This is a genomic window from Streptomyces milbemycinicus (genome assembly GCF_002154605.1).
In the GTDB taxonomy this organism is placed as follows: domain Bacteria; phylum Actinomycetota; class Actinomycetes; order Streptomycetales; family Streptomycetaceae; genus Streptomyces; species Streptomyces milbemycinicus.
Genome location: NZ_MUNE01000551.1, coordinates 1 through 10,855, shown reverse-complemented (window position 1 = coordinate 10,855; position 10,855 = coordinate 1). Strand labels below are relative to the sequence as shown.

The 10,855-nt window shown below is 70.3% G+C and carries 8 protein-coding genes and 1 pseudogene; 5 read left to right on the top strand and 4 right to left on the bottom strand.

Going from position 1 to position 10,855, the window contains the following annotated elements; genetic code table 11:
* Positions 1-184 (top strand): annotated as a pseudogene (locus CCN51_RS55255) (DUF1775 domain-containing protein); the annotation flags it as partial.
* 216 nt (positions 185-400) lie between these two features.
* Here CCN51_RS55255 and CCN51_RS37690 read toward each other — a convergent pair.
* Together CCN51_RS37690 and CCN51_RS37685 are read right to left on the bottom strand one after the other, a co-directional pair.
* A complete protein-coding gene (locus CCN51_RS37690) occupies positions 401-1,255 on the bottom strand; it encodes an isocitrate lyase/PEP mutase family protein (protein ID WP_014172734.1) in 855 nt (284 codons plus the stop codon).
* A gap of 62 nt (positions 1,256-1,317) precedes the next feature.
* The gene (locus CCN51_RS37685) at positions 1,318-2,598 is read right to left on the bottom strand and encodes an APC family permease (protein WP_043485910.1); all 1,281 of its coding nucleotides are present in this window, start codon (positions 2,596-2,598) and stop codon (positions 1,318-1,320) included.
* A 738-nt stretch (positions 2,599-3,336) separates the two neighbouring features.
* Between CCN51_RS37685 and CCN51_RS37680 the strand changes: the two genes are divergently transcribed.
* The 4 genes from CCN51_RS37680 to CCN51_RS37665 all read left to right on the top strand — a co-directional run bounded on the left by CCN51_RS37680 (position 3,337) and on the right by CCN51_RS37665 (position 7,819).
* The gene (locus tag CCN51_RS37680) at positions 3,337-4,476 is read left to right on the top strand and encodes a PLP-dependent cysteine synthase family protein (RefSeq protein WP_014172732.1); all 1,140 of its coding nucleotides are present in this window, start codon (positions 3,337-3,339) and stop codon (positions 4,474-4,476) included.
* Positions 4,473-5,729 carry an MFS transporter gene (locus CCN51_RS37675; RefSeq protein WP_014172731.1) on the top strand — a complete coding sequence of 419 codons (1,257 nt, stop codon included), beginning with the start codon at positions 4,473-4,475 and terminating at the stop codon, positions 5,727-5,729. The genes CCN51_RS37680 and CCN51_RS37675 overlap by 4 nt, the downstream gene beginning before the upstream one ends.
* A 179-nt stretch (positions 5,730-5,908) precedes the next feature.
* Positions 5,909-7,267: an alkaline phosphatase gene (locus tag CCN51_RS37670; RefSeq protein ID WP_014172730.1), complete on the top strand. Its 1,359-nt coding sequence runs from the start codon at positions 5,909-5,911 to the stop codon at positions 7,265-7,267.
* Positions 7,268-7,408: 141 nt separating this feature from the next.
* Positions 7,409-7,819, top strand: a complete 411-nt coding sequence (locus CCN51_RS37665; RefSeq protein WP_014172729.1) for a cupin domain-containing protein — start codon at positions 7,409-7,411, stop codon at positions 7,817-7,819.
* A gap of 72 nt (positions 7,820-7,891) precedes the next feature.
* Here CCN51_RS37665 and CCN51_RS37660 read toward each other — a convergent pair whose 3' ends face one another.
* Complete coding sequence (locus tag CCN51_RS37660) at positions 7,892-9,541, bottom strand: purine-cytosine permease family protein (protein WP_014172728.1); 1,650 nt, start codon at positions 9,539-9,541, stop codon at positions 7,892-7,894.
* Positions 9,542-9,837: 296 nt separating this feature from the next.
* A partial coding sequence (locus CCN51_RS37655) for a DNA alkylation repair protein (RefSeq protein WP_086860614.1) occupies positions 9,838-10,855 on the bottom strand: 1,018 nt, incomplete at its 5' end.

Genomic DNA, 10,855 nt, shown 5'->3' with positions numbered 1-10,855 from the left:
CTCCTCCGCCACCGCCGACAGCACGTCGGAACAGGACGCCACGTCGGCCGAGGAAAAGGCCACCGGCGAGAGCGACAGCGTGTCCTCCGGTGTGCTGATCTGGGTGATCGTCGCCGTTCTGCTGGTCCTCGCCGGCGGTGTGTGGTGGCTGATCCGGCGCCGGGTCTCCGCGTCGCAGCGCTGAGCGACAGAGCGGTGTGCCGGTGGTTGCCTGCCGGCGCACCGCTCGCAAGGCCGGTCCCGCGTGTCGTACGGCTCGGGAACCGGTCAGCGGGAAGGGTCGGGCAACACCAGCTCGACGGTGTGCGCGTTGTGCTGGTCCGCGGATGCGGGTGCGGGTGAGGCGCGGGAAGGTCGCGTTGCCAACGCCGAGGCCATAACCCCGGATTCGGTTGCGGTACTAACGCCCGCTTCCCAGGAGCGCGTTGAGCTCGCCGTAGTCGAGCCCTCCGGTCAGCGACTCGTAGGTCCCCGCGCCCAGCAGCTCCCGCGCGGCGCGGCGGACCACGGCATGCGCGGCCTGGGCGATGCCCGACCCGACGCTAACGCGCGCGACGCCGAGCGCGGCCAGCTCGGCGACCGGGGGTGCCCCTGGGCCCGCCATCACGTTGAGCGGGCCGTCGATGCCCTCGGCGAGCGCCTTCACGGTCACCGGGTCGACAACCCCCGGGACGAAGACCCCGTCGGCGCCCGCGGCGAGGAAGGCGGCTGCCCGTTCCAGGGTGTGGTCCACTCCTCCCGCGCCGCTGAGGAAGGTGTCGATCCGGGCGTTCACGAACAGCGGCGCGCCTGCCTCGTCCGCCGCCTGGCGGGCGGCGGCGAGGCGTTCGGCCTGCTCGGCGACCGGCCGCAGCGGGCCCTCGCCGCTCCCGTACAGCGCATCCCCCTCGTACAGCGCGTCCTCGATGTTCACTCCGACCGCGCCCGCCGCGATCACCGCGCGGATCGTGTCGCCGACACCGGCCGAGTCCCGCGCGTAGCCGCTCTCGATGTCTGCGGTCACCGGCACCCGGACCGCGTCGACGATGCGCGCGACGGCGCCCAGGGCCCGGTCGCGGCCCAGCCGGTCGCCGTCCGCCGCTCCCAGCGCCCAGGCCAGCCCCGCACTCGTGGTCGCCACCGCGGCGGCCCCGGCGTCCTCGACGATACGGGCGCTCGTGGCGTCCCAGGCGTTCGGCAGGACGAGCGGATGCCCGGGGACGTGGCGGGACCGAAAGGCGAGGGCCTGGTTATGGAGGGTGTGGTTCGGCGTCATGCGGATCACTCAACCAGCCGGCCCCGGGCGACGGCTGGCAGAAATCCGACGGGAACGTGCGGCTACGCCGGGGGCGACCGGAAGGAAGCGCGCGAGACGGCGTAGGCGGCGGCGCCGACAGCGAGCACAACAGCTCCGGAGATCACGGAGGACACCGGGAGTGCGAAGGCCAGTACAAGGCAGCCGGCCAGGCCGACTGCGGGGATGATCCGGGCCGGGCGGCCCTCAGCGGGGCTCAGGGTCCATGCGGAGGCGTTGGCAACGGCGTAGTAGGCGAGGACGCCGAAGGAGGAGAAACCGATCGCTCCGCGTACGTCCGCGGTCGCGGCCACCGTGGCGACGACGGTACCCACGAGGAGTTCGGCCCGGTGGGGGACCTTGAACCTGGGGTGCACGGACGCCAGGGCGTGGGGCAGGTGGTGGTCGCGGGCCATGGCCAGGGTTGTGCGGGAGACGCCGAGGATCAAGGCGAGCAGGGAGCCGAGGGCGGCAACCGCGGCGCCGATGCGTACGGCCGGGACGAGCCAGGCGGCGCCGGCCGCCCGAGCGGCATCCGTCAGCGGTGCCCCGGTGGCGGCCAGGCCGTCGGAGCCGAGGACGAGCAGGACGGAGACGGCGACAGCGGTATAGACGACGAGGGTGAGGCCGAGCGCGACCGGGATGGCACGCGGAATGGTGCGGACCGGGTCGCGGACCTCTTCGCCGAGGGTGGCGATGCGGGCGTAGCCGGCGAACGCGAAGAACAGCAGCCCGGCCGCCTGCAGCACGCCACCGAAGGCGGCGTCCGAGCCGATGTTCAGGCGGGCGGCGGCCACGGCGCCGGAGGTGAGGCAGGTGGCCACGACTGCGGCGAGCACCGGCAGGACGACGGCCACGATGACGCGGGTCAGCAGCGCGGACTTCTGCACCCCGGCGTAGTTGACCGCGGTCAGCGCCACGACGGCGGCCACGGCGACCGTATGCGTCTGGCCGGGCCAGATGTAGGTGCCGACGGTCAGGGCCATGGCCGCGCACGAGGCGGTCTTGCCCACTACGAACGACCAGCCGGCCAGATAACCCCAGAACTCACCCAGCCTCTCCCGCCCGTAGACGTAGGTGCCGCCGGAGGCCGGGTAGCGGGCGGCGAGCCGCGCGGAGGAGGTCGCGTTGCAGTAGGCGACGACCGCGGCGAGGGCCAGGCCGAGCAGCAGACCCGAGCCGGCCGCGCGGGCGGCCGGCGACAGGGAGGCGAAGATCCCGGCACCGATCATCGAGCCCAGGCCGATCAGCACCGCGTCCGACACTCCCAGGCGACGCTGAAGTTCGTCCGGTACCCCGGATGAGGGCGAGGGCGTGCTGCTCACCTTCGTCACTCCTTTTCGGCCGTGCTTGCGTATATGCTCCGCGGTCCGCGCGCACGATAAGGGATCGACCTGAACAACCCGTGGCCCGCCTCGGCACGTGGGGGCGCCACAGGCCGGGCTCTCCTGACAAGAACTTTACGCACTCGATCAACTACCCTTTGTGTTCATGCGGACTGGGTCGGTCTCTCCGAGCAGCCGCTCCGTATCGGGTACTGGAGCGGTGCTCTTGGTGTTGCTGGCCACGCTCGTGCATGTGCTCGGCTGTGCCCACGGTCCGACGGCGACCCCCGCGGTTCGGGCGGACACCCTTGTACTGGCTTCCTCCGCCGCTTGCGGACAGGCCCCAGCGGAGTCGCAGGGGTCCACAGTCCGCGCCACAGACCGCGGGACGGCCCCGGAGCACGACCGCGGGGTGCACTGCTGGGGCCCGGACCAGCCGAGCGGCCAGCCGCCGCGCGAGATCGACGCGGACGGGCCGTACGTCCCCGCAGCCGCGCCCGCTGAACCCAGCGATGCCCACCCGGTCGGCGCGCCCTTGACTTCTCACCCGTCTCGTACGACGCATGGTGCGTCATCGACGGGGCGTACCCGAGCTCGTATCGGCGTGTGGCGGACCTGATCGGGCCGTCGCCGTGTCTCCCGTGCAGGGACGACGCGCGGCCACCGATCACCCGCATCCTCCCTCGCTACGCAACGACCGGCTGCCGCGCACGGCACCGGCCGTAGGAGAAGCACGCCATGAACCACCCCACTCGTACGACCGTCCCCCTCTCCCCGGCGGGGCTGCTGACCAACCCCAGAATCCCGGCGCATACCCCCGCCGGTCTCGTCGGCGACACGCCGGTGCTGTGGATCGGCGAACCCTTCACCGCCACCGGGCGCGGCTTCTGGGCCAAGCTGGAAGGCCACAACCCCGGTGGCATCAAGGACCGCACCGCCCTGTACATGGTCCGCGCCGCCCGTGAGCGCGGGCAGTTGCCGTGCGGCGCCCGCATCGTCGAGTCCACCTCCGGCACACTCGGGCTCGGCCTGGCCCTCGCCGGCGCCATCCACGGCCATCCGGTCACCGTCGTCACCGACCCGGGCATGGAACCGCTGATGTCCGGCCTGCTCGCCGCCCACGGCGCCGAGGTCGATGTCGTCACCGCCCCGCACCCCACCGGTGGCTGGCAGCAGGCCCGCCGCCAGCGCGTGGCGGAACTCCTCGCCGCGCACCCCGATGCCTGGTGTCCCGACCAGTACCACAACCCCGACAACGTGGCCGCCTACGCGCCGCTCGCCCACGAACTCGTCGCACAGCTCGGCCGGATCGACACCCTGGTCGTCTCCGTCGGCACCGGCGGCCACTCCACCGGCATCGCCTCCGTCCTGCGCGGCTACTTCCCCCACCTGCGCGTCGCCGGCGTCGACACCACCGGTTCGACGATCTTCGGCCAGCCTGCCGCACCCCGCCTGATGCGCGGCCTGGGCTCCAGCATCTACCCCCGCAACGTCGCCTACCACCTCTTCGACGAGGTCCACTGGGTCGCCGCCCCGGAAGCCGTGTGGGCCGCCCGGCGCCTGGCCCGCGACCACTACGCCACCGGCGGCTGGAGCGTCGGCGCGGTCGCGCTGGTCGCCCGCTGGCTGGCGCGCACACTGCCCGCCGAGGAACGCACCGTGGCCGTCTTCCCCGACGGGCCGCAACGCTACGTCGGCACCGTCTTCGACGACACCTACTGCCGCAGGCACCACCTCCTGGGCCAGCTGCCACCCGACGACCCCGACCACATCGACCACCCCGGCGAGCACACCGTCACCCGCTGGACCCGCTGCACCCGTGTGATCGACCCCCTCGCCACCGGCAGTGGCGCCCGCATCGCCGGAGCCGCCCGATGAAGCACCTGTGGCGGCAGACCCGCTCCTTCCCGCCCGCCGTACGCCTGTTGATGGTCAACCAGTTCGCCATCAACCTCGCGTTCTACATGCTCATGCCCTACCTCGCCGCCCATCTGTCCGGCGAGCTCGGCCTCGCGGCCTGGGCCGTCGGGCTCGTGCTCGGGGTGCGCAACTTCTCCCAGCAGGGCATGTTCCTCATCGGCGGCACGATCGCCGACCGCCTCGGCTACAAGGCCCCGATCATGGCGGGCTGCCTGCTGCGCACCATCGGGTTCGGCCTGCTCGGCTGGGTCGACAACCTCCCCGCGCTGATCGCCGCGTCGGCCGCGACGGGCTTCGCCGGAGCCCTGTTCAACCCCGCCGTCCGCGCGTACCTCGCCACGGAAGCGGGTGAGCGCCGTGTCGACGCCTTCGCCACCTTCAACGTCTACTACCAGACCGGCATGCTCCTCGGGCCCCTCGTCGGGCTCGCTCTCCTGGCCGCCGACTTCCGCCTCGTGTGCACGGCCGCCGCCGCCATCTTCGCCGTACTCACCGCCCTGCAGTGGCGGGCTCTGCCCCCGCGCCACGGCGATTCCGCCGATGCCGCGACCGGCAAGGAGAGTGTGCTGGCACAGTGGCGCACGGTGGTCGCCAACCGCCCCTTCCTGTTCTTCTCCACCGCGATGATCGGTTCCTACGTCCTGACCTTTCAGGTCTACCTGGCGCTCCCCCTGGCCGCGTCCGACGCCCTGGGATCGAGCGGCACCGCAATCACCAGCGGGTTGTTCGTCATCTCCGCCGCGACCGCCGTCGCCGGGCAACTACGGCTGACCGACTGGGCCAAAGACCGCTGGCACCCCAGCCAGGCCCTGGCACGCGGGCTGGCCGCGATGGGGCTGGCCTTTCTCCCCCTGGCTCTCACCCCGCGAGGTTCCTCGGCGGTCGTCCTCGTCTCCCTCGTCATCGCCGTGGTGCTGCTGGCGGCGGGCAGCGCGGTCGTCTACCCCTTCGAGATGGACACCGTGGTCACTCTCTCCGGCGACTCCCTCGTGGCCACCCACTACGGCTTCTACAACACCGTCTCCGGGCTGGGCATCACCTTGGGCAACCTCGCCACCGGAGCCCTGTGGGACTTTGCCCTGCGCCACGACGCACTCTGGTTGACCTGGTGCGTGCTGACCGTCACGGGGCTCGGTGCCGCGGCCTCCGTCTCCGCCCTCGCCCGGGCCGGCCGCCTCGCCGTGCGGCCGCCGCGACCCATCTCCGTATGAGCGCAGATGCCCCGGACCGCACGGTCCGGGGCACAAGCCCTACGCGTCATGTCACGGAAATAAAGACGGGATCAAACCTTTCCTGTCGGTTCACCCATGACTGATGGTTTGGAGTCTGTTGTCATCCGCATTCGTTGTCATCCGCATTCGTCCTCCGGACGTTTCAAGGAGTCACTTCCATGCACAGACCCTCCCGTCGTCACCTCGTGATCGGCACCGCCGTGGTCGCCGCCACCGCGGCCGCAGTGGCCGTCAGCACCACCGCCGGAGCCTCCGACAGCAAGGACCGCGCCGAGAGCGCGATCAAGGGTGGCAAGGCAAAGAACGTCATCCTGCTGATCGGCGACGGTATGGGCGACTCGGAGATCACCCTCGCCCGTGACTACACGGCGGGCGCGAACGGCCGCCTGAACATGGACAAGTTCCCGCTCACCGGCGCCTACACCACCTATGCGGTGCACGCCGACGGCACCCCGGACTACGTCACGGACTCCGCCGCCAGCGGCACCGGCTGGGCGACCGGCCGCAAGACGGTCAACGGCCGCATCTCCAAGACCCCGGACACCGACAAGGCGATCCCCACCGTCCTGGAGCTGGCGCAGAAGAACGGCTACGCCACCGGCAGCGTCACCACCGCCGAGCTCACCGACGCCACCCCGGCCGTGCTCGCCTCGCACGCCACCGACCGCTCCTGCCAGGGCCCGGCCGACATGGCCAAGTGCCCCACCGACACCATCGCCGCCGGCGGCCCCGGCTCGATCGCCGAGCAGTCCGTCAACCACAAGGTCGACGTCCTCTTCGGCGGCGGCAAGGCGCGGTTCGACCAGAAGGTCACCGACGGTACGTACAAGGGCCTGACCGTCACCGAGCAGGCGCGGAAGCTGGGCTACCAGGTTGTCACCGACTCCGCCGGTATGAAGAGCGCGCAGGCCGGCAAGCCGGTGCTGGGTCTGTTCGCCTCGGGCAATGTGCCCACCGAGTGGACCGGCAAGACGGCCGCGGTCGGCGGTACGGACCCGCAGCGGTGCGTGACCTCGAACCCCAACCGCCCGTCGACCACGCCGAGTCTGGCCGACTCCGCCACCAAGGCGATCCAGCTGCTGGAGGCCAAGCAGAAGCACTCGGGGAAGGGCTTCTTCCTGCAGATCGAGGGTGCCTCCATCGACAAGCAGGACCACGCGGCCGACCCGTGCGGCCAGATCGGCGAGACCGCCGCCTTCGACCGTGCCGTGAAGGTGGCCCGCGACTACGCCGCCAAGCACCCCGACACGCTCGTCGTGACCACCGCCGACCACGGTCACACCAGCCAGATCGTCCCGCTGGAGGCCACCCCGCCCGGTCTGTCCTCCACCCTGGTCACCAACGAGGGCCAGCAGCTCAAGGTCAACTACTCCACCAACACCCCGGGCCAGTCCCAGGAGCACACCGGTACCCAGGTACGCATCGCAGGCCAGGGGCCGCAGGCGTACCGCGTCCTCGGTGTCACCAACCAGACCGACCTGTTCGCCACCATCCGCGAGGCTCTGAACCTGCGCTGACCGCACGTGTCCAGGAGGGGAGGCCGGTGGCCTCCCCTCTGTCGGTACCCGTGGAGTTCGGGCCGGTGCGCCGCGTAGCGCTGTCACAAACGGGGAGGCTGTCCTGTCCTTCCTGTGGACAGTTCCTGTTTGGAGAAATACATGAGCACTGAGCATGCACACCTGCCCCCGGGCGTTGAGGTCATCGCGACCCTGCCGGAGGCGGCGCCCCGGATCCCGGCCGGCGCCGAGGCCAGGACCATCCGGGTCACCCTGGCGCCCGGCGACCCCGGCGCGCCGCCGCACCGGCACCCCGGGCCGCTCTTCGGCTACGTGACCCAGGGCGAGATCCTCTTCGAGCTGGAGGGGCAGCCGCCCCGCGTGGTCAAGGCCGGTGAAGCCTTGTTCGAGCCCGGGGGCGACGTGATCCACTACCTGGGCGCCAACAACCTTCAGGACGCGCAGTCGCAGCTGGTGGTGACCATGTTCGCGCCGCCGGGTACGCCGATTCTGACCGTGGTCAGCGCGGAGGAGCTGGCCGAACGACGACACCTGCGGTTTGGCCGGCCGTGATGACCACCGGTACTCCGGATCTCTCTGCGGTGACGGGGAGTCCCTAGGACACCGGGGCGGCTTCGCCGAGTGCTACGCGATGCCCGGCAGCACGTGATCCCCGACCTTGTCCGTACTCAGGCACAGTGAGCAGACGACTGCGTCGTGGGTGGCGCAGGCGGTCAGGTCGGGGCGCTCGTAGGACTGGTGGCAGACGTGGCAGTCGAGGGTGAGCGAGCTCGGGTTGCCGTCGGGGTCCAGGAGCGGCTCGGCGATGCCGTCGTCGGTGCGGCGCAGGTAGTACCTGCCCTTGGTGATGATCGCCACCAGCGGGGTGAGGACGAACGCGATCACCGCCGCGGCGACCGGGGAGTACGGCTGGAGGGTGTCGCCGAGGAGGTGGAAGTACATGGCGATCGACAATCCGGAGGCGGCGACGAACGCCACGACGCCGACCGGGTTGACGGCGTGCAGCATGCCGCGGCGGAACTCCGGCTGGAGCGGGGAGATCTTCAGCAGGTACTTGTTGATCCCGATGTCGGTGGCGACGGTGACGACCCAGGCGATGGCGCAGTTGGAGTAGAAGCCCAGGATGTCATTGAGGAAGCTGAACATGTCGGCTTCCATCAGGGCCAGCGCGAAGCCCAGGTTGACCAGGACGAAGACCATACGGCCCGGATAGTGCTTGGTGACGCGGGTGAAGGAGTTCGTCCACGCCAGCGAACCGGAGTACGCGTTCGTGACGTTGATCTTGATCTGGCTGATGACGACCAGGGCCACGGCCAGCGGGATGACCATCCAGGACGGCATCATCGCGTCGAACGCGCCACGGAACTGCTGGATCGGCTCGGTCGCGGCGGCCGGGCCGACCTTGGCGAGGATGTACACGGCGAGGAAGACGCCGATGGCCTGCTTGAGCGCGCCGAGCACCACCCAGCCGGGGCCCGCCATGATCACGGCGGTCCACCAACCGCGCTTGTTCGCCTCGGTCTTGGGCGGCATGAAACGCAGGTAGTCGATCTGTTCACCGATCTGCGCGATGAGGGAGAGACACACGCCCGCACCGAGCAGTACGGAGGCCGTGTTGACGCCGCCGTCGCCGTCCGTGCCGGCGTAGGCCAGGAAGCGGTCGATCGTGCCGGGGTCGGTGGTGACCAGGTAGACCAGCGGGCCGACCATGAGCAGCAGCCAGATCGGGGTGGTCCACACCTGGAGCTTGCTCAGCGCCTTCATGCCGTAGATCACCAGAGGGATGACCATGAGCGTGGAGACGAGATAGCCCAGCCACAGCGGAAGCCCGAGGCCGAGCTTGAGGCCCTGAGCCATGATCGAGCCTTCGAGGGCGAAGAAGATGAAGGTGAAGCTGGCGAAGATGACACTGGTCAGCACCGAGCCGTAGTAGCCGAAGCCGGAGCCGCGCGTGATCAGGTCCAGGTCGATGTTGTAGCGGGCACCGTAGTAGGCGAGCGGAAAGCCGGTGATGAAGATGACCACAGCGGCTACCGCGATTGCCACCAGCGCGTTGCCCGTGCCGTGCGCCAGCCCGATGCCGGCGCCGATGGAGAAGTCGGCCATGTAGGCGATGCCGCCGAGTGCGGTGGTGGCCACGACCATCGGGGTCCAGCGGCGGTAACTGCGGGGAGCGAAACGGAGGGTGTAGTCCTCCAGGGTCTCCTTGACCGCTTGGTCAGTGGTGGTCCTCGTCGTGCCTGTTGTCTTCAGCGGTGACTCGGTGGTGCTCATGTCGCGCCTCCCGGTGGTGCTGGGTGCCGGTGCTGCGATGCAGCGGAGGGCCCCGCGTGGCGTCATCGGCAGAACGGGGGAGTCTCGATGGGCCGTCATGAGTCGTTCCGGCGGCCCTGTATACGACTCTGATCCCACGGCCGATCACGCTAGGAAGCAGTTGTTACGGACGATTTCCCCTTGTCATGAACGCAATGTTTCCAGGGGCTCACGGCGCCGGCCGCCGTCACCGATCGGTGAGGATGGCCGTCGCGTCCATTGAGCACAGCGCCGGTGGACCGGGGGGCGAGAATCGGTCAGGACCGCGCCTCGGTTCCCCCGAGGTCGAACTCCACCAGGCCGTGCTGCTGGCCGTTGACCTGGAGCTGCACGGCGTGGGTTCCGGGGTAGTACACCCGGGTGCTGATGGGGCGGAAAGAGTGGCGGCGTGTCAGGTCGGCGGATTCCCCAGGGGTCAGGTTGCGTTTGGTGAGTTTGAACACCTTGGGTGCCAGCTTTCCATTCGCCTTCTTGTGGTGGATGACGTAGTCGATGGCCAGGGAGACGGGCTGGTCGGAGACGTTCTTGATGTGTGCGGTGAAGGTGAGGGTGCCGCCTGCGGGGATGGCGGTGTCGGTCAGCAGCGGGCCGGTCACCTGGAGGTTTTCGCGGCTGCCGTGGAAGCCGACCAGTTCCAGGGCTTTCGGGTCGCCCTTCTTGACGAGGGTTCGCATGGCGTGGCGTACCAGGGCGGGCGTGGTGGGCGCCGCAGGGTGGTCCATCCATTGTGCGGCTGTCCTGGCGGCGAGGTGGGGGTCCAGGCGGGAGATGTCGTTGAGGTGGTTGGCCACCGAGCGGCGTACGTCTGCGGAGGTGTCGGTGTGTAGTTCCCCCAGCAGGGGGACGGTGGCTTGGGGGTTGCGGTTGAGTTCGGGGACCTGTCGGGCCCAGGGCAGTTTGGGGCGGGTGCCCTCGCTGGCCAGCCGGCGCACTGCGGGGTCGGGGGAGCCGGTCCACGTCGATGCTGTGGCCAGGGTGCGTTCCAGGTCGGTGTTCAAGAAGGTGCGCAGTGCGAACTCGCCGGTCAGGCGCGGGGTGAGCTGTGCCAGCAGAGCGAGGCCGTCGTCGAAGTGCTCGGTGGTGCCGGATGTGGTGGCCGCCGTGGCGACGGCTTCGGTGACGGGCCAGATCATCCAGCCTGTCAGGTCCTCGCGTCGCAGGGCCTTGCGTACGGCGCCCGCCAGGCGCGGGTAGTCGGGGCCGGAGTCGGCCAGCAACGCGTCGCCCACGGTGCGCGCCCGCTCGCTGAGCCCGAGCGAGCCGAGCGCGGTGGAG